A 26,657-nucleotide genomic window follows, 5' to 3' on the forward strand; every position below is an offset into this window, starting at 1 on the left:
TTTTTATCTACCAGCTGTCACCGAGAACAGAACTTAAATTCACACAGCTCTTTTGTTCAGCTGGGCTCAGTTCTTCTTTATTTTTAACGTTTTTTGATTGATCGATAGAACAGGCGTACTCAGCTCCGTTATTATCCTGTACCCATACCATTTTACTGAATTCTTGAGCAATTACTTTTCCTTTCATGGTGTTCTCCTATTATATTTTCAGCGTATTCTTTTCAAAAAGTTATTTGGTTTCAGTCAAGCATCCTAAAAGAGATTCCTACTGTATTTCAACCAGTAGTCTTTTAGGTTGTTATGCTTTTGTGCTTAATACATTAACTCTTCTCTGGTGCTGCGCAATGAGAGTAAAACAGGCATTAATAGTAGTGAAAAGTACTATTACGGTCTGGCTCCCTTGCTGTCAGAGAGAAACAGCCTTGTTGAAAGGCTTATTAAAAAAAGACGGAGGAGATATCGGTGGATAATATGATTTGAGGAGTTACGTCTGACCACTTTTAATGGATCATCTCTACTGATATGAAAGTGTCAACGCCGATGATGGACAGAAATGGAGCAAGTGTCTCGGTTGATGGTCTGGAAACATCTCTTTCGAATCGCATAGTGAATTTTAATAGGTTTTAGTCCTGAAAAGACCGAGGAGAAACAGGAATGGCCTCTAGTGTTCAATTTTACGCCTGAGTATAAGACGTATAGTGGAAAGATCTCTTTTTCGCCATTGTTCCACGGATTCAGTCAGCTCGATGTTACATTGCTGATTTCAGTTTCGGAAATGGGGCGTCCTATAGTCTGTTCATCTTCAAGCGCGCGGACGATAACGATAGGTATATGCTTTCCACCCGGTAAACGACGGATTTGTCGATACGTCTCAACCCCATCAATCCCCTCCATGATGACATCGAGAAGAATAAGGCTCAGGGATTCGGATATAAAACTCTCCAACGCCTCTTCACCACTCTCTGCTTCAAGAGTTTTGAATCCGGAATTCTCGAGAGTAAATTTTATCTGCAACCTGCCCGCTAACTCATCATCCACAATAAGAATAGCGGGATTTACTTGAGATTTATCCCGGTCGGAGGGTTTATCAACTGTTTTCGTAACCTAACCTGTGGATGGCTGAGCCCCAGCACTTTGAACATGAGGGCTATATGGATAAAATGCACACAAATTGCTTGTGATGACCAATTAAAGTATGGCCTTCTGATCATGGAGGAGAGAACCAAAACCCTCTAACTCCTTTTTAAGATCATTTAAGATCGTAGTGTAATCCTGATCAGGTGTATTTTTAAGCCCCTGATGCATTTCTTCCGCTCTTCCCGCCAAATCGTTCAGTCCTAACTGCAGGAGTGTTCCCTTCAATGTATGGGCAGTTTTTGATGCAGAGAGAAAATCCTTCTGTTCCAATGTAACGGTAGCCTCTTTTAAATTTTTTTGAATACCGGCTGAGGCTGCAGTGATTATTCGCTGAATTTGAGCGCCGGTCAACCCTGTTCCATTCTCCAGATAACGAAGAGCCTGGAAGGTTAAATCATACTCTTCTTTGATGGGCGCTCCAAATACCTGCTCTTGATTATCAGATTCCTGCTTTACCTGCAGGAGAGAGATATTTTTATCAGCTACAACTTCATTTACAATGGCAACCAGATCCTCTCTCTTGAACGGTTTGATTACGTTCTTTAATATTGGCTCAAGTCCATTACGCAATGTATCAAGGTCTTTTGCTAAATAAGGATAATCTGCTTGGAATCTGGCATTATCGCATAGAGATTGAGCCTTTTGAGCCCAATGAAAAAGACCGCACTGGCACAGACTACTCTTGATTGTATGAGCAGACGTCGAAAATGGCTCTAATTCATTTTGATCGAGAGCGTTTTTCATCTTATCAAGGTTATCTGCTATATTTTTATGGGAAGCATCCAAAAAACTTCTTATTTGTTCGCTGCTTCTCTTCATGTTGGAGTGTAAAAAAGATACGATTTGCTTAATGGAAGCCTGTTCAGCATATTGAGTACCGGGGGCGGGATCCTCAACGAGAACCTTTTGATCCTCGTGCTTGCCACTGATCTTCCACAGGGATGTATATAACTGCTCAGGTTTAAAAGGTTTGGTTACATAATCGTCCATTCCTGCCTTCAAGCAAAGTTCATGATCACTTTCCATGGCATGGGCCGTCATGGCAACGATAGGAAGGTGTTTGCCTAAAAGTTTCGTCTGAAGACTTTTGAATATATTTGTAGATATATTGGGGTGCCTCTCTTGGCCTTCCTCAACGGCACGAATAATCATGGTAGCCATCAACCCGTCCATCACCGGCATCTGGACATCCATGAGTACGACATCAAAAGGTTTGGCAATCAGAGTATGAAGCGCATCCAGACCATTAACCGCTGTGGAAACATGGTGATTTTTTTCCAGAACCATTCGAGCGATATCGCGATTCACCTCATTGTCGTCGACAACCAATACATTTAAATCTATAACTGGCTCAATCGCCGCATCCCTGGAGGCCTGACCCTGAAGCAACGCCTTTTCGCAAGATTGCATACTGACCGTGAAATGAAAAGTGCTACCCACACCAACCTCACTTTCCACCCACATTTTTCCGCCCATTAGCCTGGAAAGTTGCCTGCTGATGGCAAGGCCCAAACCTGTACCACCATAGCTTCTGACATAGGAACTGTCTGCTTGCTCAAAACTGTTAAAAATAGTATCAAGTTTATCTGCCTCTATCCCGATTCCGTTATCGGATACGGAAAAAAGTAGTGTTATATTATTATCATCTTCAGGATCTTGCCTCGACGCTACCATGATCGAAACAGTACCACCATTGGTGAATTTTATGGCGTTGCCAACCAGGTTAAAGAGTATTTGCCGGAGCCTTAAGTCATCTCCTATAATAGCAGGTGGCAGTGTTTCTTGTTCTGTAACTTGCAGTTTAATCCCTTTTTCCACCGCAGACATGTTCATTGTGGAGATGACTGATTCCAGTACTGCTTTAAGGAGAAAAGGCTGCTTACTCAATAACAGTTGGCCAGCCTCAATTTTTGAAAAATCAAGAATGTCGTTGAGAAGACCAAGCAGACTCTCGGCAGAATTCTTTACTGTTTGCAAGAAACGATGAGTTTGTTTCTCATCACGTGATTCCATGGCCAGATGCGTCATCCCCATAATCCCGTTCATGGGAGTTCGGATTTCGTGACTCATGTTGGCAAGGAATTGCGATTTGGCCCGGTTTGCGGCTTCAGCCTGTTCGGCTAATGAAATGGCTTTATTTGTGGATTCCTGAAGCTCCTTTGTACGTTTTTCTACTTTCTCCTCAAGAGTTTGCTGATAATCTAAAAGCTTCATCTCCACCTTGTGGCGTTTTTCGATTTCCTCTGAAAGTTGCTGATGTTTTACTTTTAAAAGTTCCTGCTGCTGTTCTACTTTATGGCGTTTTTCTGTTTCAGCTAAAAGCTGCTGGTGTTTTACTTTGAGGAGTTTCTGCTGCCGCCTGGACTCATTAAACTGTTTCTGCAGGCTGATTTTTTGTGTGTTAAACCGCATCAATACCCCAATGCCAAACAGTATAACAATGGCTAAAGAACAGGTACCGAATATAAGATACCATGATGCCTGAGAGTTTAGGTATCCCTCATCTTTCATCCAGGCCAAAAGAGACAAAGGCATATTGTCAATGGCAAGGCGGGTCATCATCACTTTTCCGGCGCTTTTACCTTTTGTCGGCAAAGTGAGAGGTAAAAAATTCTCTGTGGGAACGGTGGCAAGGAATCCAGGTGGCAATTTGATTTTGGGACAAGGCTGCCCCAAATGGGGGGGACAGATATTCTGCCCATCGTTGGTTACCAGATTAAGCCCGTCGTAGCCAAATTCCGTTGAATTATCAAGGAAATGAGAAATCAGAGTTTCGGGGGCCAACCAGGCTATCACCTTACCCATGAAATGATTTTTGTGAATGTAGGGAATCTCGGCTACGATTTGTGCCTCCCCATTCACCACTTCAATGAATATGTCAGGTTCTCCTTTTTCAAGTGCCGGAGAATTTCGCGGAAGAACAGGAGAATTACTTTGCGCTGAAGGCATAGTATCGACCAGAATCTTCCCTGTCTCATCTGTCAGCATGAATCGCCTGTATATCGTATCTCCTCGGATGACTTTTTCTGTAATCGTTGTATTAAAAAGTTGGTTAATGATATACAGGTTGACCTTGAGTCCATATTGTTCGGACATACCCATGGCCTTATTGCTGCAATATCCTTTTACAGCGGCTGATACAGCAATTGAACGTAGATCAAATTTCCGTTCTGAAAAAAAGTAACCCAGGGATGCCGCTCGTTTTTCCAGATTCAGGGCAAACTGTTTGATGGCGGAATCGTGCAACGCGACCTGGCTTCTGTAGTTCGCGACGATCAACAGACTTATGAATAATGCCAACAGCACACCCGAGGCCAGCACTGTCAAGGTTTGTTTGCGCTCTACTATAACAAATGGCATTTTAAACATTTGAATTCATATAGAAAAATAACCAGCCAAATCTTTAAAACGAATCAGGATAATACACAAACAAAGATGAATAGTATTTTTCTACAAGACGCTTGTAGGTGCCATCCGCCTTACATTGATTGAAAAAATTATTGAATTCCTGTCGGAGTTTTGGAGATGTTTTGGGAAAAGCACAAGCCATTATCTGAGGATCAGAGATCGGGCCGATTACTTTTATCTGGCCCGGCCAATCTTCCAGGGCAATCAATGCCACCGGCAAGTCCATGAGGGTGGTGTTGGCCTGTTTTGCCATCATCGATGGGATCATTTCACTCAGATCGCGGTCAATGGGAAAAAGCTGGATAGAGGCGCCAGTCGTATCCAGATTGTAAAGACTCGGGTCAAGACAACTGCCTTGCAAACCCAAAATTGAGACATCTTTCAAGTTTTTTCTGACGGCCTCAATATCTTTTGTGATTGTATTTGTGGGAACAATGGGCTGCAATTTCGAGTCAGCGCGTGCTAGAAGCCAAACACCGGTTGGAAAAGTCATCTCCGAGAAGTCGACGACTTTTTTTCGCCATTCCAGCATTGTAAAGCCCGTGGCGATAATATCACCCCGTATTGGCCCTGTTCCCATGATCTCGACATCATCGCCCTTGGGTTTGATAACTTTTCCAGTGAGATCAGTCAGGATGTTTGTCCAGTTTGTCTCGACAAACTCATACTTCACTCCCAGGTGCGCGGCAAAGAGTTGCATTAATTCAACATCAAGCCCAGTCTTGTCCTCGGTAACAAAGTTTGCATAAACAATTCCTAAGTGCCTCAATTTTCCTGCTTTCAATACCTCATCTAGATCACCACACCGCCCTGTATTGCTCACCACGCATATCAGCAACACAAGTAGGGTGGCACAAAGTTGTTTTATCCTGAGATCGCCAAGTCCCCGACCTGCTTTGTTCGCAATGGTGTCAGTATTTGCCACTCTTGTCTTTGTATTTTTTTCAAAATTCATCTTTTACTCTCCCAGACTATTCTTAAAAAAATCTCCAAAGTATAAAAATACAGCTGGATAGTATTTTTCAACCAGTCGTTTATACGTTCCATCTTCCCAGCAGGTCCGAAAGAAGCGATTATACTCATTAAGGAGTTCCGGAGAGTCTTTCGCGACAGCAATCCCCATGACCTGCCGAGCAGAAATCGGACCGATAATTTTGACTTCTTCGGGCCATTTTTGCAATGCGATCAGTGCATCCGGGATATCCAAGAGGGTTATTTCAGCTTCTCCATTGACTACTTTCTGGGCAATATCACCCAGGAACTGACTGGAAGTATGATAATGGATATCGGCTCCGGTCGAGTTGAGATCATACAGGTCCGGGTCCAGACAGGTTCCTTTCATGCTCAGCACAGAATGCCCCTTGAGTAATTCCTTTACTTGCTCAATGTCTTTGCCGATATCTCCGGTTGGTGCAATGGGTTTAATGGGAGAATCAGCCCTGGCCATAACCCACACCCCGGTTGGGAAAACGGGGATCGAATAATCCACTCTTTTTTGCCTGTCAGGCAATACAGTCAGGCCATTGGCCACAATATCGCCTTTCACCCTGGTCGTGCCGATTGTCATTACGTCATCACCGCTGACTTGGGTCAAATTGCCGGTCACGTCACCAAAAACATCTTTCCAGGAAGTTTCTACATATTCGTACCGCACTCCAAGATGTTTTGCAAAAAGCTGCATCATCTCAACATCCAACCCATCGACACCAGTGTTGGTATGTCTGACGAAATGAGCATAGGGAACACCAAGATGCCGCAGTACACCATTTTGACGAATATCTTGAAGACTGGTTGCGTAAATTGTTGCCGGAATGAGAAAGCAAAACATTGCAACCTCTACTAACAGGTGTATTTTTAGCCTATGTAACCTTCGATTCACTGAGTTCTCCTTCTTTGAACAATAATTGCAGGGTGTCCACAAAAGAGCGGATCAACCGCCAGTACCTACCAGTGTGAAACAATCATTAAATGAAAAACAACGAAGAGTTGATTGTGAAGCTGTGTTACAACTCGTTTTCAGACTTTATGAAATCGATTTTCACTCTTTTTCTTTGTCATGCAAAAACATCGTTCCTGCTTTTTCTCGTTGGCCTCAACTGATTATCCAATACCTTAAAGGATCGTTCCTTTGATGCTTTTTTTGAGGAGTCATAAGGAACTCGGCTCTATTTTAAGCAACAAAAGGACCAGCATAAACACATTGTAAAAAACGTTTGATAAATCATTACGTTACACAACATATTTGTGAGGCGGAGAATATGGAGGACTATTTTTGTTGTCCGGGTTTCTATTCGGGTTACATTTTTGCAATACGAGGTGCGGATTTGAGGTTCTCGGAAATGATGAGGTCGTAGCACCATATATAGCGCGAATACCAAAGGGGGCTGACCCCATTATTGGAATGACAATTTCTACACACTGACATGAAACGGATTCTTTTTGCGATTTGTTGATGGAGCTATAGTTAAATTTGAAATGCCAAAATCTATATCGGTACAAGTGACAATGCTCTACGCATACAGATTTTGACAGCCCTCACTAACGTACCAAAGAGTACCTAAACCTCGACCTCTGCAGGGGGCGGTTAACATGCTTCCTGTATCTCTGATACTTGGGCTGCGTTAAATAAGGGCCTCAGTTTTATCTTCTCGTATGTGAAAAATGTTGTCAGGGTTGGCTGTTGATACCACAACACTGACAACACGAATGAGGTTAAAATTAATTGTGAAATTCTCAGAAATTAATTCCATAGGAAAACATAAAAGCACCTAAGATTAAATGATAATTTTTGTCGAAAAGTATGATTCTCTCTTCCAGCACAAACTCAACTGCCTGCCGACAATAAGGAGGGAATAATTATTTCTTTATCTTTACTGTCCAGAGCATGATCGCTGGAAAAAGCAGGGCCCAGATGAGGGCCAGAACCAGTAGAGAGGTGGGGAGGGGCCAGTTGAATGTCGAGGCCCCAAGCCGGGCTCCTGCCCAGTAGGCTGCCGGACCTCCGAGGGCGCCAAAGAGCATTGACAGAAGCGGTTGTGTCTTGAGCCAGGAGAGGCTATGGTGAAGTGTGATCCCAAGTCCCAGCCAGATAACCATCAGCCAGAAAGGTATGGGAAACCCTGGCACCCTGAAGCTGAAAAAGCCGATCTGCTGCAGTATCCCGTCAACCAGGAGGCCGATAAAAAGCACCAGTGTCATGGTCTTGATGTCTACAACCCTGCACCGTGATTGTGCAAGGTGTATAACAAGAAGAAGCAGACCGGCCCAGGCTCCCTTGTTGCCACCCAGCACAGATAAAAACCAGATCGACTGGTACAGGGCTATATTGAGGACAATTCGTATCATGTTATAGTTCTCTGTTGCCTGGACGAGTGGCAACAACATGGACGACACTGATGGATCGTTCGAGAAATCCTCCTTCGCAGTAACATAGATAAAATTCCCACAATCTCTTGAAGGTTTCATCGTAGCCGTTCTGGCGTAGATGTTCATAGGCATGGGCAAAGCGGGTTCGCCAGTCTTTCAGAGTTTTAGCGTAATCAAAGCCAAAATCCTCAATATGGCGTATTACCATGTCGGTTTTCTCTGAGATTAGCTCCGCCATTCTGGCATTGGAGGGTACGCAGCCTCCGGGAAAAATATATCGCTGGATGAAATCGACCCCACCCACATATTGCTTATACTTCTGGTCGCAGATTGTTATGGCCTGGATCAGCATTTTTCCCTCTGGTTTGAGGAGCTCTCCGCATTTTTTAAAAAATCCAGGCAGGAATTTATCGCCGACCGCTTCGATCATTTCGATACTGACGAGTTTGTCGTATTGTCCCGAGAGATCCCGGTAGTCCTTTTGCAGCAGGGTTATTTTGTCACTGAGTCCTTCCTTTGCAATTCTTTCACTTGCTTCTGCAAACTGAGCGTCTGAAATGGTTGTGGTGGTGACATGACAGCCATAGTTGCGTGCGGCGTGAATTGCAAAACCTCCCCAGCCAGAACCGATTTCAATGATCCGGTCCGTGGGTTGCAGGTTCAGTTTCTTGCAGATGGTCTCAAGTTTATGCACTTGAGCATCTTCCAGGCTACTTGATTTTTCAGGATAGATTGCCGAGGAATACATCATGGTCGGGTCGAGAAAAGCCCCATACATTTCATTACCAAGGTCGTAATGGGCGAGAATATTCTGTTTTGCCTTTCTCTTGTTGTTGCTGTTGAGGATATGTTTGAAGAGATCGATGGGCCGGGTAAACCAGGCAAGTCCTCGTTCCATCCTGTCCAGCAGGGACATATTGAGTACCATGATGCGCACAAGCGCAGTAAGGTCATCCACATCCCAGAGTTTGTTGAAGTAGGCCTCTCCGGCACCAATGGAACCGCCAAAGAGTACTTTTTTATAGGTACGGGGATCCAGGATGGTAATATTTGCCTGGAGTGGGCCTTCGTGACCAAAACTCCATTTTCTGCCAGCCTCCTGCAAGGTTACCCTGCCATGTTGCAGATTTTTCAGCATCTCTAAGAAAAGCGATCGATACCAGTTACGTGGCAAAGCCTTTTGGGCTGTGGATGTTTTGTACGTGGAGGACGTTGTGGTTATTCCATTCATATCATCTCCTTCTTGTAGGCAACGTAAGGAACACCTTTTCTGTATAATTTAAAGGCTTGCCAGTATATTCCTGCAATGATGGACAGCGTCATTGCAGGTTTTTCCATTAGTTTTTTTCTCACAGATCCGAGGGTCAGGGGGTGGCGTTCAAGCTGGAGCCGTGCCGTGAAAATGTGGCCCCGTTCATCGCTCACCCCAAGCTGGACTGAAACAGTCCTGTCCGGTGCCTCGAGCTGCCAGTTATAGTGCTGGTTGACAGAATTAAAGGGCGATACGTGAAACTGTTTCGGGTGATCGGGATTAAGGTTTCCCTTGCCCACATAGTGAGCGTACTGGTGTCGCTCATTCCAGGGGATATTCGAGACTTCCGCTAGAAAATGGGTAAAATTCCCTTCATGGTCGTAGCCGTAATAAAAGTTAACTGGACTGAAATACACACCAAGGGTTCTCGCGTTCAACAAACCGCAAACCTGACCGGTTACGGGGCGGCCTGTGAGCTCTTTCATCCTCGTTTTAATCGATTCGCTCAATGGGCGGTCCGGATCACCAAAATAGTCTGGCCGGTGAAATCTGCTGAGCGCCCAGTGTTTTGCCGAGAACCATCTACCAAGGTCAGGCAGCTGGTCCAGTTCATCCAGATTCAGAAACCACATAAAAAAAGGATACTGAAACCGATGTTCAACGGGAAGCTGACGACGGTGGGCAATGGTGCCAATATACAGTGATGATTTCATACTGCACCCTCCAGGCTGTTGCTGACTCGAAGCCCACTTTTTACCCCGTCTTCGTGAAAGCCATTGAACCAGTAGGCACCGCAGAAATGACTTCTGTTTTTCCCTGAAATTTGTTGCCACTTTTGTTGGGCACGGATGGCATCCAAGGAAAAAACCGGGTGGTGATAGGTAAATTCCCGGAGGACATGCTGACGGGATATTTCCTGGTTGAGGCTGACCAGGTAGGTGTGTTTCTTTTGTAAGCGCTGGAGAATGTTCATGTTATAAGTAAGAGTTGTCTGCTCAGTTGCGGCATCGATCATGTTGTAGTTCCAGCTGGCCCAGGAAAGTTTACGTTTGGGCAACAGGGAGGTGTCGGTATGCAGCACGACCTTGTTGCTTGAGGTTGTGAAGGCGCCTAAAACTGCTTCTTCATCAGAAGAAGGTTGGGCGAGAAGCGACAGAGCCTGGTTGCCGTGACATGCAAAAATAACCGTATCAAAGGGGGTTGATTCGGTTGGGGTTATAATGTTGACTCTGTCTGCTTCCCGCTCAACTCGGATAACCGGGGTGCCAAGTCTGATACGATCTTTAAAAGGTGCTGTCAGAGGCGATATATAACTGCTGGACCCACCATTAATTGTATACCATTGAGGCCTGTTTACGATGCTGAGCAGGCCGTGATTATCAAAAAAACGCACAAAAAACTGCAGGGGGAAATCCTGGCAGCTTTCAAGTCCCATCGACCAGATCGCGGAAATCATGGGTAACAGGTAGTTTTCCTTAAAAAGAGGCGAATAATGTGTTGAGGCGAGAAAATCACCTATGGTGAGGCTTTCGTCTTCTGCGGCCTGCCGGACCTGTCGGTTGAACCGAACGATATCGGAGACCATCTGCAGAAAACGCGGACGAATAATGTTTCTTCGCTGGGCAAAGAGGCTGTTTATGGTGTTGCCATTGTATTCGAGGTCTATTGCGTCGTTTCTCACCGAAAAGCTCATTTCCGTCGGTTGATAGGTAACCCCGAGGCTATCCATTATTTTGATAAATTCCGGGTAGGTTCGGTCGTTGAAAACGATAAAGCCGGTGTCGATGTCTGAGATTTCGCCATCTTTCTCAACCTGTACGGTGTGGGTATGGCCGCCGATGTAGTCATCGGCTTCAAGAACGGTTATGTCGTGCATATTGCTGAGGCGGTGGGCACATGTGAGCCCTGAGATTCCCGAGCCTATTATGGCAATTTTCTGACGTGTCATTGTTTCACCATCCTTTTGGCAAGTATGGTCCAGAGTGGTCCTGGCAGAAAGGACAAGATTTTAAGAAGGATGGTGAATTTCTTGGGAAAGTGGATTTGAGCCTTCTTCTTTTTCAAACCTTTTCGTATGGCCATGCTTGCCTCATCTGTTGTAATGCGAAAGGGCATAGGGAAATCGTTGAGGTCCGTGAGTGGTGTTTTGACAAAACCCGGGCAGATCAGGCTGACGACAATATCTTCATTTTTCAGATCTATACGCAAAGTATCAACCATGTAAGCAATGGCGGCTTTGGAGGCTCCGTAGGCCTCAGCCCGGGGGAGAGGAACAAAGGCTGCAGAACTGCCGACTACCGCCAGATGAGCATTGCTACTTTTACGAAGAAGTGGCAGCACCGCCTCAATTGAGATGGCAACGGTTTCCACGTTGGCTCGCATTACCCGTTGTATCAGGCTGCTGTCAAAGACGGGGAGGTCGACATATTCGCAGGTACCTGCATTTAAAATAGCCAGATCAATCGATTCAAGAGTGGAGAACCAGTCCAGACATGCAGCGCGGTCGGTGAGATCAACCTGCCCGGTGCGCAGGCCTTTTGCACTCAGTTCCTCCAAGGCCTCCGCATTTCTTCCAAGAGCCCATACTTCATGACCTTCGGTGTGATAGTCGAGGGCCAGCTGTCGTCCTATTCCAGATGTTGCACCGGTTATGAGAATTTTCATTTTCCTAAGCCCTGTTTAATTGACTTGACCAGTCGGCCAAGAAGGGGAAGCTGTTCGTACAGCATGGCGCCCAGATCAAAGTAGTCTCGGTGGTAATAGACTTTCCCCTCGTTGTCGAACTGGAGAAAGGTCGTACCGTTTACGCTCACGGGCCTGCCACCAGAGAGTTTTTTGTGGGAAAAGGTCATGATCCACTGGACGTACCCTTCGCTGTCATTTTCAAGCAAGTGATCAAAAGAGAACTCTATGGATTCAACATTTTTATAGAGTGCTGCAAAATAACGGGTGAGATCAGTGAGCCCTGTAATCTCATGGGCGGGATCTATAAACTGCACATCCTCCCTGTATACCTCCGCGAGCAGATGCAGATTGTCGATACTGAGTCTTTGGTACATGGCGAGGAAATTTTTCATACTCACTGTACTCCCTTGGATGCGTTAGAACTTTTCACAGCATTTTCCAGCAGCTTGTTTCGCAGCTTTTCATCAAGAGGATTGGTGCTGCCAAGCCAGATGCTGAAATACACTTCGGCAAAGGCAGGTGAATTCACCGAAACAAGTTCAATGGCGTTATGGGCAAGGGTCGTCTGATATTCACTGTTGTTGTAGCACAGAGTGTATTTATCACCTTTTTTGACATCGATATAACTGTCATGAAGAGCTTCAAGTTCAGTTTCGACAGCACTCAGCTGATTTTTACTGAACTGACGGTGTAAAACAGTATTGGCGACTGTTATAAAATCTTCTTTGCCAACGGCCACGTCATATTCTAGATTGAGGCATTTGGAGATGTCCGGGTTGAGTATGTCCTCTGCTGCAACAGGTTGATTGGCATAGAGAGAGGCATCGTACACCTTGATAAAGCGGAGGTAGCGGGCTTCACCAGAACCAAGAAGCTGCATGGATTCCATGGGCGTTGCATGAGCCCCTGGCAGTATGAGAAATAAACCTGCTATTGTCAGCATCATTACTTTGTGTAGCATGACCTTCACCTCTCTTATGGCTGGACTTTTTGAAATACAATTGTGACTTCTCCAACCTTGAAGCCGAACTTTGTCATCGTGGCTTTATTGAGTAGCAACTCGTCGCTGACAAGAAACATCCAGTCGTCAAATCGTATTTTCCAGGTCGTGTCATCGACTTTCAGGTTGAGTAGATACTTCCAGTTGAGTACGTTTCCGTAAAGTTTGCCGTCGGCGCTTTCAATCACATCCGCTGCAGTTCCTGAATAATCATGCTCGCTTTGCTTGCTGAGTTCCCATATTCTTTGGCTTTTCTCTCCGTCACTCCAGTCAAAATGTTCATCCAGTACAAGGTTACCCTTACTATTGACCTGGCCAACGATGTCGACCACGAATTGCCTGGTGAGGGTACCTTTTCTATCCTGAACTATCCCCCAGCCTCTGGTGTTGCCATTAAAGTAGTCGAAGAGATCCAGTTTTGGGGTGTTGTGGCTGTAGCGGCTCATGTCAATTGCTGAGCAGCCGCTGAGTAGCAGAAGTAAAATTGAAATAATGATTGATTTCATGTGAGGATTCTCCCTGGGCACCTATTTTAAAAGTCTTAGCGTCGTAAGAGAAACAATAAGCAAGGACTCCTTCAGATCAATAAGTATAAAACCATACTGTATTGATAGTTAATACTACTGAAAATGAGGCTGTTTGCTCAGAATGAGAAGAAGAATTCGATATGAAGATACGGCGTGCCACGCGTTAGGAAAAGAACAATTATATATTTTCTACAGCTCTATGCATTGGAAAGGATAACAAGCGGTGGATGGCAAAATCCGCCCTGATAAAATATTCATTTCCTTAACCCAAGCCCCCATGACTCTGTGTGAAAATATCAGACAGTAAAGTTTATATGTCTTACTTTGAGGTGTTTTCTTTCACTGACGTAATATATGCCTCAACATCAAACTTACGGCGACATCCAGCCTGGTTCATGTAGCGTATTTTGCCAAAAACAGGACGCTCTTTCCAGGCCCTGTCGTGGACGCCACCTATTGACCAGGCTATCCCTGTATACCCGTTTGGATCGCGGCCATCGAGGGAGTAGCGATCGTTGAGCGTGATGGCGAAGGCGAGTGCGGTTTCAGGATCTGGCGTCCATTCAAGTATTTTCTTTGACCAGTACATGCGCAAGAAACCGTGCAGTTTGCCGTTTTGGACAAGGTCAAGCTGGCAGGCGTTCCACAGGGCTTCGTGGGTATTGCCCGCCTCAAAATCGCTCAGGGTATAGAGGTATTCCCTGGTATCACCCCGGTGCTCGTCCAGAGTCTTTTGGGCCCACTGGGGAAAGCCTTCAACGCTGTCATAAGCGGGCTCGTAGAGACAGAAATTGTCTGAAAGCTCTCGACGAACAATGAGTTCCTCAAGAAAATGTTCTTTTTCCTCGGAACCGAGCGGAGCCTGAGAAACCATTATTGCCAGACGCTGGGCGGATAATTGTCCGAAATGCAGGTAGGGTGACAGACCGGACTGTCCCTGCCTGCATGGGTTGTTGCTGTATTCCCCGTAGTGGACAAGCCTCTGATCGATAAACTGTTTCGCTGCACGTGTAGCTTCTCTTTCGCCAGGTTCCATGATCATTTTTTGACTGGCCTGTAGCTTGGCTGGAGTGGCAAGGTCTTGGGCTGTTATCTCAGCCAGCGTGGTCGTTAGATTGATGGGATGACGCACAAGAGGGGGAAAGTCAGTTAAGAAATCAGCCAGTAGCCTTTTTATCTTGGGTCGGATGGTATATGCGGCATATTCCTTTTTCTCAGAAATCGTCCATGCCGGAATGATGTTGTGGGCGTCCACCTCATAAAAAGGGAGGTTCAGGTTAGAAATGAGTTTTTGTTTCCATTGTTGTTTAATGCGCAGTGGATCAAAGTCACAGACAAATGCATGGGCATCGATCTGATGAAGAAAGGCAGGAAGACTCTTCTCTGGCGGCCCTTGCAACATGGTCCAGCCGATGTTGAGAGGGGCCAGTCTTTTGGGCAGGTCATTGATCCCTGTCAGCATGAACTGGAAGTGAGCAGGGGTGGCCCCGGGGTAATCGGTGACGAGGCAGAAGACGATAAGCAGACTTTTCTGGCGGGTTATGGCTTCCTGCTGGGCCCAGAGCAGGGCCCAGTTGTCGTCTATCCTCTGATCACGGGACATCCAGTAGACAACCGGCCCCGATCCCCGGTGGCCCTGTCTCAGGCGTCTGCTTCTTCGGCTGATGTTTGTATTATGTCGTTCCATTCTCGCGTTATGATATTCGTTTTGTCAGGAAAAAAGCAACATGAAGCTCAATGGCGTCTTGTACCATGCTACAGCAGTGCTATAGTAATTACTATTCCTGTTTTGTTGAATGGTTGCCGTTCCAAAATTGTTTTTGGACTTAATCTCAGGATCTCGTAACATATTTTCTGCAGGAAGGTGCAGGCCTACACCCATATCTACTGTATGGCCGGTGAGAGGATGTAAGATGCACGAAGATCTTGGCTTCAAGCAATAGTTTTTAGACGGAAATGAAAAGCTAAACTTTAAATGGAGCATGGTTGCATGGAAACAGCTGAAAGTCAGAAGATAAGAATAGGTGTCAGTTCCTGTTTGCTGGGTAATGAGGTCCGTTTTGACGGAGGGCACAAACATGATCGCTATATCACAGGTACCTTGGGAACTTTTTTTGAGTTTGTACCGGTCTGCCCAGAAGTTGAGTGTGGCTTACCTGTTCCCCGCGAATCCATGCGTCTGGTTGGTAACCCTGATGCTCCTCGACTGTTAACCAGCAGAACCGGAGTGGACCATACCGAGAGGATGAATAACTGGTCGAAGGAAAGAGTCTCTCAGTTGGCCGGAGAAAATCTTTGCGGTTATATTTTCAAAAGTAAATCCCCCTCTTCAGGGATGGAACGGGTAAAAGTCTACGATAAAAACAACGTGCCTAAACCGGTTGGCGTCGGGCTTTTTGCCAGGATTTTCAAGGATGCCTTTCCCCTCTTACCGGTAGAAGAAGAAGGGCGGTTGCACGATATGGTTCTTCGGGAAAATTTTATCGAGTCTGTTTTTGTTTACAGACGCTGGCGGGATATCATTAAAGATTTTACTCCTAAAAAGCTGGTCAACTTTCACACGGAGCATAAATTACTCCTGCGGGCGCACAGTGAAAAGCACTACAGGGAGCTTGGACGGATTGTCGCACAGGCCGGGGTGCTTGAGCCTGATGAACTGCTGCGGGTCTATCAGGAAAATCTGATGGCGGCGATGAAGTTGAAAACCACGGTGAAAAAACATGTGAATGTTCTGACGCACATCATGGGCTATTTTAAAAAATTTCTTTCCAGTGATGAGAAGCAGGAACTGCTTGAGGTGATTGAGCGTTTCAGAAATAACTACGTCCCCCTCATTGTCCCCATTACCCTTATTAATCATTACGTGCGTAAATACGAGGAACCGTATCTGTTAAAACAGTACTACCTTAAACCGCATCCAACTGAGTTAAAACTGAGAAACCATGCCTGATATATCTACAAAAAAGACGGTGCTGGTAACCGGTGCCACCGGTTATATCGGCAGGAGACTAACCCAGCGGTTGCTGGAAAAATCTGCGGTGAACGTACGTTTACTGGTACGCAACAGGAATAAGGTTCAGCTCTCTATTGTTGATCAGGTGGAAATTTGCGAAGGTTCAACCTTTGATCCTCAATCCCTTGATAACGCCCTGGCGGGGGTTGATACTGCCTTTTACCTCATACATTCCATGGGTACGGAGGATGATTACCGCAATCTCGATCGTCTCAGCGCAGATAATTTTCGTGAATCCTGTATCAAGGCGGGTGTGAAAAAGATTATTTACCTTGGTGGCTTAGGGGTTAAAGAGAGTGCCAGCGAACATCTCCTCAGCCGGATCGAGACTGGAGAGGTTCTCTCCTCAAAACCGGACCAGATCGAGACGGTATGGTTGCGGGCGGGTGTTATTATAGGCTCAGGAAGTGCAAGCTTTGAGATAATCCGTAACCTCTGCCAAAAGTTACCGATCATGATCACCCCCCGTTGGGTGAGAAGCCGTACCCAGCCCATTGGTATAAACGATGTGCTCTCGTATCTGGAGTTGTCCATTGATCTTACCTGTAAGGGAAATCTGGTTGTGGATATCGGTTGCGAAGAGCTGAGTTTTCAGCAGATGATGCAGCAGGCCGCAGAAGTAATGGGTTTAAAACGATATCTTTTTCCTGTTCCGGTGCTTTCTCCGCGTCTCTCCTCTTACTGGCTGATTCTGTTTACCCCCATCCCCTTTAAACTCGCCTCTGCCCTTGTGGAGGGTCTGAAAAGTGAGACCCTGTTGCAAAATGACAATGCCGCCAGGTTCTACCCCGAAGTTGTGCCGGCATTGTTTAAAAAGACTGTGGCGGATGCCATCCATGAACTGGAAGAGAATCAGGTTCTCAGCAGATGGTGCGACAGTACAGGTCATCAGGCCTGTGATATAAAGGATTTTGATAATCCGGAAGGGGCAATTCTGCGGGACACCAGAGAAGTTCTCTTTGAAAAGGGTGAGTCCCAGGCAGAGGTCTTTCAATCGGTGTGCAGGGTTGGCGGGCCAAACGGCTGGTTCAAATACAATTTTCTCTGGCGATTACGAGGGGCCATGGATAAGGCAGTCGGGGGCTATGGTCTGAATCGCGGCAGGCGGCTCAATCAGGAACTTCGACTCGGAGACGCCCTGGATTTTTGGAAGGTGGTCGATATCAAGCCAGGGAAAAGATTACTCCTCTATGCCCAGATGAAAGTTCCAGGACAGGCCTGGCTTGAATTTGATGTACAACCCGACAGGCTTGTACAAACCGCGCATTTTCTCCCCCGTGGCCTTTGGGGGCGCTTGTACTGGTATTCTGTTCTGCCGATTCATAATTTTGTCTTTAATGACCTGGCAAAAACCATCGTTCGCTCGGGAGGGAGCAGGTAGCGTTCTTCTTTGGTGTGGCAGGCATGGTTCCATATTCTCTGCCACCTTCCAGGCTGGGTAACTTCACCATTTCACAATTATTTTACTTTCCACTATCAGTTAGGAATCATCTTGACAGGGCAGGTTACAGTTAGTACGAAAATGATAGCTCTCTCTACTAAAAATTGAAAAAGGAAAGGTTATGTTGGATCCTCGTTTATATCAGGTGATTGTAGATTCCATGTCCGCCCACGTTGCAATCCTGGACGAGCAGGGCGTTATCATAGAGACCAATCGGGCATGGCAGGCTTTTGCCCTGGAAAATGGTATGAAGGATGCCAGTGATAGTGTCGGAGTGAATTATCTGAAAATATGTGATGGAGCAGGCAGAAAAAAAGAAAATGATGCTATCAGAGTCGCTGATGGTATTCGAAAGGTCCTTGCCGGTGAATTACCTGAATTTCTCACCCACTATCCCTGCCATTCCCCCGAGGTGCGAAGATGGTTTGCAGTTCGTGTTGTTCCCTTTCGTGATGATACAGAGCATAAGGTGATCGTCACTCATGAGAATATTACCCCTATCATAGAGGTTCAGGAGGCACTTGAGAAAAAAGAGGTCGAGCTGCGAAGGGAGCGGGAGCGGCTGGAGGAGACGAATATCGCTCTGCGGGTATTGTTGCGGCAGCGTGATGAGGACAAGACAAGGATAGAAGAAACAATTTATATCAACGTTGACCGTCTGGTCCTCCCCTATGTCGAAAAGCTGCTGCAGGGGCGCCTCACAGAAAAACAGCGGACCTTGACGGAGGTTATAGACACGAACCTTCGCGATATTGTCTCCCCTTTTCTCCGCAGTCTAACCGCTGTGAATGTGCTGCTTACGCCTCAAGAGATAGAGGTAGCGAACATGGTGCGCAGTGGCAGAACGAGCAAGGATATAGCCGATGTCCTCGGCATTTCGGCCAGTGGAGTCGATTTTCACAGGAAACGGCTTCGACAGAAACTGGGGCTGACCAATACCGCCAAAAACCTCAGGTCCTTTCTGCTCTCACTGGAAAGTGATGGGTGATTGTATGTTGTTTGCTGACCAGTAAGCCTGACCGTTGATGAGGAGAATCTCGCAGTGGGCTACATCATTTGATATCAACCAATAGAAAAGGAGAATTAAATGAAATTAATTTCGTATCTGCTGCTTGCAATGGCTGTGTGCATGGGGGCTATCGCAACTCCTTCATTTTCAGGGGATACCGATCCATTGTTTATCAATTTAACAAGTGATGATTCCCATCGTGCCAACATGGCAATTACTTTTGGTGGCAAGCAAAACGAACTTGGACATCCATTGACTATTTTTTTGAATGATAAAGGCGTGTTTATTGGCTCAAAGCTAAATTCTGAGAAGTTCGCCGAACATCAAAAAGCATTGACTGAACTCATGGGTAAGGGTGTAACCGTGATTATCTGTCCAATGTGCATCAAACACTATGGTATCAAAGAATCTGATTTGTTACCAAGCTTGAAAGTAGGTAAACCCGAGCTTACTGGTGGCGCTCTTTTCACCGATAACACCAAGACATTGACCTGGTAGTGGTGGTTTTCTCGTTTGTACCTGGGGATGCGTCACTTGCGGCGTATCCCTGAATTTCTACACAAGTTTTGCCCACAGAAATCGTTTAGATCCGGCATAGGGTATCTTATTTATGCAAAGCGCGCATCGCTGAGATGATGGGTTGCATTTTGTGATTTTCCTTCAAACCAGCCGAAGCGGTCGGCGTTGCATTGGTCAAAGTCGCTAACGTAGGGCTTGATATCAAGTACAGGTGTACCGTCCAGGACATCGACGCCTTCAACAGCAATGTAGGTCGGAGTTACGTACTTCAGTCGCATGACTGAAAATCCGATGGGGTTTGGTCTTTTGGGGGATCTGGTGGCAAAGATTCCGTGTCGTTTGGTGTCCAGGAAGGGTTTGACGACAAGATCGTACCCGTTAATTTTATGGAGGTGGGAGAGTATTATCACATGGGAAAAACCTTCAAGATCCATCAAGCCCTGCTGATATTCTGGCAAAAGTTCAATTCGTCCTTCTACATCTGTACCTCCGACTGGTTGGATGGGCATTCCTTTGACATCTGAATACGGGCTGCGAAAATAACCTATTTCTTCATATTGTACTGACATCTAATTCTCCTTTGCATTTTTCATTAATAGAGTCGCTGAAAAGCCGAGGCCTTCATAACGGCAACAACCTCAGCCCCCGGCCTGATATTCATCTCTTCTACGGATTGGGGAACTATTTCCGCAATCAGGATCTTATCTTCACATTGAAGTTCTACCCCCACCAGCCAGTCCGTCTGATAGGTACTGCGAACTGTGCAGGACAGCATATTTCTAGCACTGGTCGCCTCAGGATGTTTTTTGAAGAGCAGTATGTCCCGGCCGCCAAGGCTGAATTGCCCTGCTGTAGCATTTTCCGTTTTTACCAGCATAAGTTTGACCTTTCCCCAGCTATAAGAGAGAAGGTCACCGAGGTCCTCGGGGGAGTCGAGATCAAGGAGGTTGGTATAGCCTCTGCCGCCGTTTCCAAGGGTTGTGCGGGCCAGTTCTTCCGTTGATTTCTGGCAGTCAATGGTTCCTTTTCCCATGACGAGTACTTTTTCAGTCATCATCCGCATCTCCTGGAGGCTGTGGCTGATAAAGAGCATGGGAATCGCAAATTCTGCAAAGACCCGGCGTAGATGGGGGATGATCTGAAACTTCAGTTGTCCGTCAAGACCTGTTAGTGGTTCATCCAGGAGGATAAGATCCGGGCAGGCAAGGATTGTCCTGCCAAGCGCTACTCTCTGTTTTTCTCCACCTGAAAGCTGGGTAACACTCCTGTCAAGAAGGCTCTCAAGGCCGAGGACGGAGATCAGCTGATCCGGATCGATATTTCTTTCTTCGGGCCGGGTTCTGTTTCTTCCGTAAAACAAATTCTTTTTCACACTCATGTGAGGGAAAAGATGGGCATGTTGAAAAACGACCCCGATACGCCGTTTGTCAGGTGTGATGTTTATCGCTTTTGTACTGTCAAAAAGGGTTTGACCGTTGAGTTTGATGGTACCTTTATCTGGGGTAATCAGGCCAGACAGCATATTCATAAGCGTAGATTTACCACTGCCGGAAGGGCCGAAGACCCCGCAACTGCCATTGTCGAGGACAAAATCAAAGACGCATCGAAAGACGGGGAAGTGTTTTTCTATATTTACTTCAAGTTTCATGGGCTCAGTTCCTTGCCATTTTCCGGTTGGCAGCTTCGCTCAGTAGCAGCACTATAAAGGACAAACCAATCGAAACGATGCAGAGAGACAGAGCCATCTGATCTCCTCCCGGGGTACTGGTGTACTGATAGATCGCAAGGGGAATTGTTTGAGTAACACCCGGAATGTTTCCAGCGAGAATGATGGTGGCACCAAATTCACCGAGGCTACGGGCAAACATCAAAGTCATGCCGGCAAGGGTGGCCCTGTAACAGAGGGGAATCGTAATGCTGAAGAGGGTATCCCACCAGCTTGCACCAAGGGTTCTGGATGCATGTATATATTGTTTATCGATGCTTTCCATACCGATTCTGATGGATCGGACGAGCAGAGGAAAGCCCACAATGGCAGAAGCAATCACAGCTCCTTTCAGACTGAAAATCACACTGATGCCGAAATGATTGAGCAGTTTTCCGATCCAGCCGTTTCGGCCAAAGAGAAGCAGAAGAAGGTAACCAACGACCACAGGTGGCAGTACAAGGGGCAGGTTGATGATGCCTTCAATAATAGCCTTACCGCGTATTTCTGAAAATGCCAGCAGATATGCTGCGGCAAAGCCCAGGGGTAGAGCAATGATGGTGGCACTGGTCGCAACCTGCAGAGAAAGTCGAATCGCGGTGTAGTCATCTGGGCTAAGGGGTGTCATCTATTCTGCCTGTCTGTTATCTGTTACTGGTAATGAGTTTTGGTTCAGCCCCAATTTCTCATGAGCATTTTGATTACAAACTCAACGACATGATTTCATTTTTTAAAATTGACTATCGCAGAAAACAGTGTGTTTTTCGTTTCAAATCAAAAGCTCACCCTTCGGGTCAATAGATTTTTCCGCAGGTGCCGCGTTACAAGCCACTTGCGGTAATTTACTACCGGAGTCTACGCTTACCTGCTTCATGGCTTGTGTCTCGACCTGCGAAAAACTTTACTGATGAGAAAACCAGGTTAGTGGGCCGGTTCAAAACCATATTTTTCAAGAATGGCAGTTGCCTTTTCACCTACGAGAAAATCATAGAATTCTTTTGCCGTTGTTTTTTCAGCCCCTGCTGTTGTGAGCGCAAGAGGATAGGCGACCCTGTTGTAGAGATCGTCTGGTACGGTGAAAAGGATTTTCGCATTTTGGGCAAGCATCGCGTCGGTTCGATAGACAAAAGAGCCATCCACCTCGCCCCTGTCTGCATAGAGCAAGGCCTGGCGAACATCTTTTGCCATGACGAGTTTTTTGGTATTTTCAAGCTCGCTGTAGATTCCAACGGCCTCCATTGCCTGTTTTGCATATTGTCCTGCCGGAACGCTCTGGGGACTGCCGATGGCGATACGTTTGAGTTCTGTAATCTGGGCCATTTCTTTTGCCTTGGTCTGTTCAGAGCCTACAAAAACCAGTTGGTTGTAGGCAAAGACATGATCGGTGCCAGTACTGATCATTTGTTTTTCGACGAGAAATTTCATCCACTTGGGATTGGCCGAGACATAGAGATCGGCAGGTGCTCCCTGGTCGATCTGTTTAGCAAGAGAGCCTGAGGAGGCGAAGTTGGGTAGAATCTTGGCATCAGGATGGTTTGCGGCAAAGTCGCTGATAATTTCATTCAATGCATCTGTCATGCTGGCGGCCACAGAGATGTAGATAGTTTCGGCCTGAACGGAAATGGCACCGAACAGCAAGAACAGCAGGGTGTGAGTGAACATGAGTTTTTTCACTTTTGGTTCCTCGTAGATAAAGATTATTGATTAAAGGGTATCGCGTTGTTCTTTTTTACCATAGCGAAAAAACAAATCAACAATCTTTACTAACCAAAAGTCGTGCCAACCGCAAAAATACGCAGAGGATGAAAAGGGCAAAAGTTAAAAGTGTTGTGTTTACAAGGTGGTGAAGTCCCGGCTACCACTGGAGAGTTTTTTATTGTAACCGAAGATTCGTACAAAACGACCAGAGACTGAAGTGCTCTGACCCGACATTTACAGCAATTTGGTAGGAATCCTACTCTCTGCCAAAGAAAGTGTAGTAACAGGTGTCACCTGATTTATCAGGAAAAGAGCGATGGACCAAAAGGCAAGCGGGGGCAAGCGGGGGCTGGCGGGGAAGAGACGGGAAAAGGAGTGGGAAGGACAGTCCTGCGGTGGAACCTCGCCATTGAAGACTGTCCTTGTAGATCCCAGAAAAAAGTCTAATTCATTTTATGATCCTTCATGTCATGGTCCTTGTGCATTTTCATTCCTTTCATCTTCATGCCGGAACGCATGGTGGTGACCAGGTCCAGGGTGATTTCGTCAAATTGGAGCAATGCTTTTCCCTGATGATCCTTGAAAAAATTCTCAGCAGCCGCTGTTGAGTCAAAGGGGATGAATTCATGGCCCATGGGCCCCATAATGTCACTTCCGGTCACATAGTAGGCCTTTCTTCCATCGAGCCATTTCTGGGTGTAGTAGTCCTTGACATAGATAGGACTGTTTTTGGTCTGCTGCGTGCCACCAAATTTTTCCGGTTCAAAATAATAGGCCATCATATCTTTAACGCCGTCAAACATGGCAACATCATGATCTGAAATGTGAATCTGGGCAATCCAGGGCTGATACTTGGCAACAAACATCCCACAGACCCTGCATTTTTCCTTGGGACTGATATTGTTCACAGGTTCAGCCTGAACGTTGAATACCATGATGAGAGTCGTCAGGATTGAAGCGATACAGAGTTTTCCAAAGTTTTGCATATGTCCCCTCTATGTTGTTCCTATGGGCACCTCAAGCAGGTTGAAGTGCCATCATTTTTGCCTGCTCAGACGGTTAAGGACGTTGAGCGTTTGGGTTTTTATGAAAATACTTATCTGTTCTGAATACAGAGATTTATTATAGCTAACATCATTGACAAAACGCTTTAGTACAACATACCCATATGGATAAAAACATCAACCAGCATGTTTCGATTTGCCTATAGTTTTTGGGCTTAAGCAGGTAAAGGTCGTTATTCACTGTAGTCCTTTGATGGGCTGTGATGGCTGAAGGATGGTCAAGAGACGACAAGAAAATATGAAAACATCCTTTGGTTGAAATATCTGAGAGCTTTTCAATGGCAATGTTCACGCTTTTTCTAAGAAAATCTGAGAATCAGGGGGAATAAAAAGGTTGGATTAAAAAGAAAAAGATGATTAGTTATTTTATTCAAGTCCCTACAATGTATCCCTCCTCTTACATTCAATACAATAATTTTGAAAAGGTTCGCGGATATGATGAAAAGAAAATTACCTTCAATTATTGGAGTATGGACTCTTGCTTTCCTTTTTACCTTCTCAAGCCTTTCAGGTGTTGCTCTGGCTGAGGGTAAAAGTATGTATAAAAAGACCCTCGAAGACTATCAGGTTCCAGATGTGAAGCTCATCAGTCAGGAGGGAAAAGAGATAGAACTGAAATCTTACCTCAACTCAGATAAGCCCATAATACTTGATTTTATCTATGGGACCTGCTCGACGATCTGTCCTGTTCTCTCTGTCAGTTTTGCTCATTTTCAACGAAAGCTCGGAAAGGATAAAGACGAGGTGCGTCTTGTCTCCATCTCAATCGATCCTGATAATGACACCCCAGAGCTTATGAAGGAACATCTGCAAAAATATGGTGCAGCAGAGGGGTGGGACGCATTCACCGGTAAACGGGAGAATATTATTGAGGTCTTGAAAGAATTTGATTCTTACGTGTCCAATAAAATGGATCATTTTCCTCTGACGATTATGCGTGGGGCAGGTGAGGAGAAATGGGTTCGCCTTTATGGCTTGCTGAGTGCTTCGGACCTGCTGAAGGAATACGAAATGTTAAAAAAATAACTCCAACCGATCTCATTAAAGGACTCTTTTATGAATGTAAGGTATTTCCTGGTTTTGTTTTTTCTCTTTCCATTTCTTTTACAGCCGGCGCAGGCAGATGAGTTGATTGAGGGATATACCCATGAAGAGGTGCTTCGACTTGGGGAGCAGATGTATCGTGAGGGAATTCTACCCTCGGGTGAACCCATGGAGGCCCTTGTCATGGGTGATATTCCCTTTGATGGGCGCATGTTTACCTGCGACGACTGTCACCAGAGAAGCGGGCTGGGCTCGGAGGAGGGAACTGTCATAACCTGGCCAACGAACGGTAAGGAGCTTTTCGCTCCCCGGCGCAGGACAGGTGCGTACAGGCCACCTGCTGCAGAAGAGGGAGAGCAGGGCGGGCGGAGAGAGTTGCCGGAGTATTATCAGGTTGCAGATGTGCGCCCCGCCTATACCGACAAGTCTCTGGCGCGTCTGCTTCGGGTGGGTATTGATCCAACCGGGCGGAGACTCGATCCCATTATGCCAAAATACAGGTTAAGCAGTAAGAATCTGGCCATATTAACCTATTACCTCAAACATCTTTCCTCAGAGATGTCTCCTGGTGTCGATGACACAACCATACACTTTGCAACCGTTATTGATACAAGTGTTTCGGATGTCCGGCGATCTGCTATGCTTTCGGTGCTGCAGGCCCATATTGACGCCCATAATTCTCTGAGTCGCCATGAGGACAAAAGGGCTGCATCGGGTCCATTTTATAAAAGCGAAAAACATAAGGCCTATCGTAAACTTAATCTACATATCTGGGAGTTGACGGGGCCTAGTGAAACCTGGCGTGAACAGCTGGAACATTACTATGACGAGCAACCCGTCTTTGCACTTTTAGGTGGAATTGCTGAGGGGAGCTGGAAAACAATCCACTCGTTTAGTGAAGATCTCAAAATTCCGACAATATTTCCAATCACTGACCGGCCTGAAATTTCAAACTCCGACTGGTACACTCTTTATTTTTCCAAGGGCTATTACCAGGAAGGTGAAAGTGTTGCTAAATATGTTCGATCCCAGCTTGGGGTGAGTGGCGATTTCAGGGTAGTCCAGCTGTATAGCAAAAACAATCCCAAGGCGGTTGAAATGTCGGCGGGGTTTGACAGTACCTGGCAGCAGATGGGAGGCCTTACGGGACAAAAGTTGTTGTTTATGCAGGGAGATGTAGTCCGAGAGAATGTCTGGAAAGAAGTTTTTAAAGACGATACTCCGGTGGTGCTTCTTTTCTGGGTGGATGACTCGGATAAAGATTTATATCTGAGGCTCGAGGAGTATCGAAATAAAGTGGCAATGGTGTTTACTTCCGCATCTATCTTAAACAATGACTTTTCGAGTATCTCAGATACGTTACGAACGAAAATACTGGTGACCTATCCCTATAGCATGCCGGAGTCTGAGACAAGAAGTCGTTTCTCTGTTGAACGATGGCTGAAGGCCCGAAAAATCCCTCTTACGGACTTTGATATCCAGGCAAAGATGTATTTTCTTGGCTGGATGCTGCCAGGAGCTATAAAGAATATGCGAAGTGAGTTTTTCAGGGACTATTTTCTCGAGGGTTTTGATATGATGATCGACCAGGATTATTCCATAGCAGTCTATCCTCGACTTACCTTCGGTCCAGGACAACGGTATGCCTCAAAGGGCTGCTATATCGTAAAATTATCTTCAGGTACGTCACCTGAAATGACGCCAGTAAACGATTGGGTGACCTATTAACTGTTGGATGTTTGGCGTGTAAGTGGCTTGAGCTATATTAAATAAATATTCTGTCAGGTGT

General features: G+C 45.9%; 25 protein-coding genes. 6 read left to right on the plus strand and 19 right to left on the minus strand.

Annotated elements, in window-relative coordinates:
• Window positions 1-7 precede the first annotated feature (7 nt).
• The 14 genes from FCL48_RS17440 to phrB all read right to left on the minus strand — a co-directional run bounded on the left by FCL48_RS17440 (window position 8) and on the right by phrB (window position 15,062).
• Window positions 8-187, minus strand: a complete 180-nt coding sequence (locus FCL48_RS17440) for a hypothetical protein (RefSeq protein WP_136873978.1) — start codon at window positions 185-187, stop codon at window positions 8-10.
• 551 nt (window positions 188-738) lie between these two features.
• Complete coding sequence (locus tag FCL48_RS17445; RefSeq protein ID WP_169309265.1) at window positions 739-1,038, minus strand: PleD family two-component system response regulator; 300 nt, start codon at window positions 1,036-1,038, stop codon at window positions 739-741.
• Window positions 1,039-1,188: 150 nt separating this feature from the next.
• Window positions 1,189-4,506, minus strand: coding sequence for an ATP-binding protein (locus FCL48_RS17450; RefSeq protein ID WP_169309266.1), 3,318 nt, complete (start codon window positions 4,504-4,506; stop codon window positions 1,189-1,191).
• Window positions 4,507-4,540: 34 nt separating this feature from the next.
• Window positions 4,541-5,500 carry a transporter substrate-binding domain-containing protein gene (locus FCL48_RS17455; RefSeq protein WP_136873984.1) on the minus strand — a complete coding sequence of 320 codons (960 nt, stop codon included), beginning with the start codon at window positions 5,498-5,500 and terminating at the stop codon, window positions 4,541-4,543.
• A gap of 3 nt (window positions 5,501-5,503) precedes the next feature.
• Entirely contained in the window at window positions 5,504-6,424 is a 921-nt protein-coding gene (locus FCL48_RS17460; protein WP_136873986.1) for a transporter substrate-binding domain-containing protein, read from the minus strand.
• A 977-nt stretch (window positions 6,425-7,401) separates the two neighbouring features.
• A complete protein-coding gene (locus tag FCL48_RS17465; RefSeq protein WP_240744874.1) occupies window positions 7,402-7,890 on the minus strand; it encodes a DUF2878 domain-containing protein in 489 nt (162 codons plus the stop codon).
• Between the two features lies 1 nt (window position 7,891).
• Window positions 7,892-9,142 (minus strand): cyclopropane-fatty-acyl-phospholipid synthase family protein, encoded by a 1,251-nt coding sequence (locus FCL48_RS17470; protein ID WP_136873990.1) that lies wholly within the window; start codon window positions 9,140-9,142, stop codon window positions 7,892-7,894.
• Window positions 9,139-9,876: a DUF1365 domain-containing protein gene (locus FCL48_RS17475; RefSeq protein ID WP_136873992.1), complete on the minus strand. Its 738-nt coding sequence runs from the start codon at window positions 9,874-9,876 to the stop codon at window positions 9,139-9,141. Before FCL48_RS17475 ends, FCL48_RS17470 begins: the two co-directional genes overlap by 4 nt.
• On the minus strand, window positions 9,873-11,111 hold the full coding sequence (locus tag FCL48_RS17480; protein WP_136873994.1) for an NAD(P)/FAD-dependent oxidoreductase: 1,239 nt from the start codon (window positions 11,109-11,111) through the stop codon (window positions 9,873-9,875). The genes FCL48_RS17475 and FCL48_RS17480 overlap by 4 nt, the downstream gene beginning before the upstream one ends.
• Window positions 11,108-11,827 carry an SDR family NAD(P)-dependent oxidoreductase gene (locus FCL48_RS17485; protein ID WP_136873996.1) on the minus strand — a complete coding sequence of 240 codons (720 nt, stop codon included), beginning with the start codon at window positions 11,825-11,827 and terminating at the stop codon, window positions 11,108-11,110. The genes FCL48_RS17480 and FCL48_RS17485 overlap by 4 nt, the downstream gene beginning before the upstream one ends.
• Window positions 11,824-12,240, minus strand: a complete 417-nt coding sequence (locus tag FCL48_RS17490) for a nuclear transport factor 2 family protein (RefSeq protein WP_136873998.1) — start codon at window positions 12,238-12,240, stop codon at window positions 11,824-11,826. The genes FCL48_RS17485 and FCL48_RS17490 overlap by 4 nt, the downstream gene beginning before the upstream one ends.
• Window positions 12,241-12,242: 2 nt before the next feature.
• On the minus strand, window positions 12,243-12,809 hold the full coding sequence (locus FCL48_RS17495; RefSeq protein WP_136874000.1) for a chalcone isomerase family protein: 567 nt from the start codon (window positions 12,807-12,809) through the stop codon (window positions 12,243-12,245).
• 14 nt (window positions 12,810-12,823) lie between these two features.
• Window positions 12,824-13,354 (minus strand): DUF3833 domain-containing protein, encoded by a 531-nt coding sequence (locus tag FCL48_RS17500; RefSeq protein WP_136874002.1) that lies wholly within the window; start codon window positions 13,352-13,354, stop codon window positions 12,824-12,826.
• Between the two features lie 340 nt (window positions 13,355-13,694).
• Entirely contained in the window at window positions 13,695-15,062 is a 1,368-nt protein-coding gene (gene phrB / locus FCL48_RS17505) for a deoxyribodipyrimidine photo-lyase (RefSeq protein WP_136874004.1), read from the minus strand.
• A gap of 303 nt (window positions 15,063-15,365) precedes the next feature.
• Here phrB and FCL48_RS17510 point away from each other — a divergent pair, with 303 nt between their 5' ends.
• The 4 genes from FCL48_RS17510 (at window position 15,366) to FCL48_RS17525 (ending at window position 19,336) form a co-directional block, all read left to right on the plus strand.
• On the plus strand, window positions 15,366-16,325 hold the full coding sequence (locus FCL48_RS17510) for a DUF523 and DUF1722 domain-containing protein (protein WP_136874006.1): 960 nt from the start codon (window positions 15,366-15,368) through the stop codon (window positions 16,323-16,325).
• Complete coding sequence (locus tag FCL48_RS17515) at window positions 16,318-17,769, plus strand: SDR family oxidoreductase (protein ID WP_136874008.1); 1,452 nt, start codon at window positions 16,318-16,320, stop codon at window positions 17,767-17,769. The genes FCL48_RS17510 and FCL48_RS17515 overlap by 8 nt, the downstream gene beginning before the upstream one ends.
• Window positions 17,770-17,950: 181 nt before the next feature.
• Complete coding sequence (locus tag FCL48_RS17520; protein ID WP_136874010.1) at window positions 17,951-18,817, plus strand: PAS and helix-turn-helix domain-containing protein; 867 nt, start codon at window positions 17,951-17,953, stop codon at window positions 18,815-18,817.
• 99 nt (window positions 18,818-18,916) lie between these two features.
• Window positions 18,917-19,336 (plus strand): DsrE family protein, encoded by a 420-nt coding sequence (locus tag FCL48_RS17525; RefSeq protein ID WP_136874012.1) that lies wholly within the window; start codon window positions 18,917-18,919, stop codon window positions 19,334-19,336.
• 110 nt (window positions 19,337-19,446) lie between these two features.
• Here the strand turns inward: FCL48_RS17525 and tsaA are convergent, their stop codons facing one another.
• The 5 genes from tsaA to FCL48_RS17550 all read right to left on the minus strand — a co-directional run bounded on the left by tsaA (window position 19,447) and on the right by FCL48_RS17550 (window position 23,746).
• On the minus strand, window positions 19,447-19,926 hold the full coding sequence (gene tsaA, locus FCL48_RS17530) for a tRNA (N6-threonylcarbamoyladenosine(37)-N6)-methyltransferase TrmO (protein ID WP_136874014.1): 480 nt from the start codon (window positions 19,924-19,926) through the stop codon (window positions 19,447-19,449).
• A 23-nt stretch (window positions 19,927-19,949) separates the two neighbouring features.
• Complete coding sequence (gene modC, locus FCL48_RS17535) at window positions 19,950-21,005, minus strand: molybdenum ABC transporter ATP-binding protein (protein WP_136874016.1); 1,056 nt, start codon at window positions 21,003-21,005, stop codon at window positions 19,950-19,952.
• A 4-nt stretch (window positions 21,006-21,009) separates the two neighbouring features.
• Window positions 21,010-21,690: a molybdate ABC transporter permease subunit gene (gene modB, locus FCL48_RS17540; RefSeq protein WP_136874018.1), complete on the minus strand. Its 681-nt coding sequence runs from the start codon at window positions 21,688-21,690 to the stop codon at window positions 21,010-21,012.
• Between the two features lie 293 nt (window positions 21,691-21,983).
• Window positions 21,984-22,736 carry a molybdate ABC transporter substrate-binding protein gene (gene modA / locus FCL48_RS17545; protein WP_240744875.1) on the minus strand — a complete coding sequence of 251 codons (753 nt, stop codon included), beginning with the start codon at window positions 22,734-22,736 and terminating at the stop codon, window positions 21,984-21,986.
• 467 nt (window positions 22,737-23,203) lie between these two features.
• The gene (locus tag FCL48_RS17550) at window positions 23,204-23,746 is read right to left on the minus strand and encodes a nitrous oxide reductase accessory protein NosL (protein WP_136874020.1); all 543 of its coding nucleotides are present in this window, start codon (window positions 23,744-23,746) and stop codon (window positions 23,204-23,206) included.
• A gap of 513 nt (window positions 23,747-24,259) precedes the next feature.
• Between FCL48_RS17550 and FCL48_RS17555 the strand changes: the two genes are divergently transcribed.
• Together FCL48_RS17555 and FCL48_RS17560 are read left to right on the plus strand one after the other, a co-directional pair.
• Window positions 24,260-24,850 (plus strand): SCO family protein, encoded by a 591-nt coding sequence (locus FCL48_RS17555; RefSeq protein ID WP_136874022.1) that lies wholly within the window; start codon window positions 24,260-24,262, stop codon window positions 24,848-24,850.
• 30 nt (window positions 24,851-24,880) lie between these two features.
• The gene (locus FCL48_RS17560) at window positions 24,881-26,596 is read left to right on the plus strand and encodes an amino acid ABC transporter substrate-binding protein (protein WP_136874024.1); all 1,716 of its coding nucleotides are present in this window, start codon (window positions 24,881-24,883) and stop codon (window positions 26,594-26,596) included.
• The last annotated feature ends 61 nt before the right edge of the window (window positions 26,597-26,657 follow it).

The sequence above is a fragment of the Desulforhopalus sp. IMCC35007 genome, assembly GCF_005116575.1.
Lineage (GTDB): Bacteria > Desulfobacterota > Desulfobulbia > Desulfobulbales > Desulfocapsaceae > Desulforhopalus_A.

Coding starts and splice junctions, on each gene's coding strand:
- FCL48_RS17450 (WP_169309266.1), bottom strand. CDS start 4,506: ATGTTTAAAATGCCATTTGTTATAGTAGAGCGCAAACAAACCTTGACA.
- tsaA (WP_136874014.1), bottom strand. CDS start 19,926: ATGTCAGTACAATATGAAGAAATAGGTTATTTTCGCAGCCCGTATTCA.
- FCL48_RS17510 (WP_136874006.1), top strand. CDS start 15,366: ATGGAAACAGCTGAAAGTCAGAAGATAAGAATAGGTGTCAGTTCCTGT.
- FCL48_RS17495 (WP_136874000.1), bottom strand. CDS start 12,809: ATGCTACACAAAGTAATGATGCTGACAATAGCAGGTTTATTTCTCATA.
- FCL48_RS17465 (WP_240744874.1), bottom strand. CDS start 7,890: ATGATACGAATTGTCCTCAATATAGCCCTGTACCAGTCGATCTGGTTT.
- FCL48_RS17470 (WP_136873990.1), bottom strand. CDS start 9,142: ATGAATGGAATAACCACAACGTCCTCCACGTACAAAACATCCACAGCC.
- FCL48_RS17485 (WP_136873996.1), bottom strand. CDS start 11,827: ATGAAAATTCTCATAACCGGTGCAACATCTGGAATAGGACGACAGCTG.
- FCL48_RS17490 (WP_136873998.1), bottom strand. CDS start 12,240: ATGAAAAATTTCCTCGCCATGTACCAAAGACTCAGTATCGACAATCTG.
- modB (WP_136874018.1), bottom strand. CDS start 21,690: ATGACACCCCTTAGCCCAGATGACTACACCGCGATTCGACTTTCTCTG.
- modC (WP_136874016.1), bottom strand. CDS start 21,005: ATGAAACTTGAAGTAAATATAGAAAAACACTTCCCCGTCTTTCGATGC.
- FCL48_RS17440 (WP_136873978.1), bottom strand. CDS start 187: ATGAAAGGAAAAGTAATTGCTCAAGAATTCAGTAAAATGGTATGGGTA.
- FCL48_RS17515 (WP_136874008.1), top strand. CDS start 16,318: ATGCCTGATATATCTACAAAAAAGACGGTGCTGGTAACCGGTGCCACC.
- FCL48_RS17560 (WP_136874024.1), top strand. CDS start 24,881: ATGAATGTAAGGTATTTCCTGGTTTTGTTTTTTCTCTTTCCATTTCTT.
- FCL48_RS17455 (WP_136873984.1), bottom strand. CDS start 5,500: ATGAATTTTGAAAAAAATACAAAGACAAGAGTGGCAAATACTGACACC.
- FCL48_RS17555 (WP_136874022.1), top strand. CDS start 24,260: ATGATGAAAAGAAAATTACCTTCAATTATTGGAGTATGGACTCTTGCT.
- FCL48_RS17480 (WP_136873994.1), bottom strand. CDS start 11,111: ATGACACGTCAGAAAATTGCCATAATAGGCTCGGGAATCTCAGGGCTC.
- FCL48_RS17550 (WP_136874020.1), bottom strand. CDS start 23,746: ATGCAAAACTTTGGAAAACTCTGTATCGCTTCAATCCTGACGACTCTC.
- FCL48_RS17475 (WP_136873992.1), bottom strand. CDS start 9,876: ATGAAATCATCACTGTATATTGGCACCATTGCCCACCGTCGTCAGCTT.
- FCL48_RS17500 (WP_136874002.1), bottom strand. CDS start 13,354: ATGAAATCAATCATTATTTCAATTTTACTTCTGCTACTCAGCGGCTGC.
- FCL48_RS17525 (WP_136874012.1), top strand. CDS start 18,917: ATGAAATTAATTTCGTATCTGCTGCTTGCAATGGCTGTGTGCATGGGG.
- FCL48_RS17520 (WP_136874010.1), top strand. CDS start 17,951: ATGTTGGATCCTCGTTTATATCAGGTGATTGTAGATTCCATGTCCGCC.
- phrB (WP_136874004.1), bottom strand. CDS start 15,062: ATGGAACGACATAATACAAACATCAGCCGAAGAAGCAGACGCCTGAGA.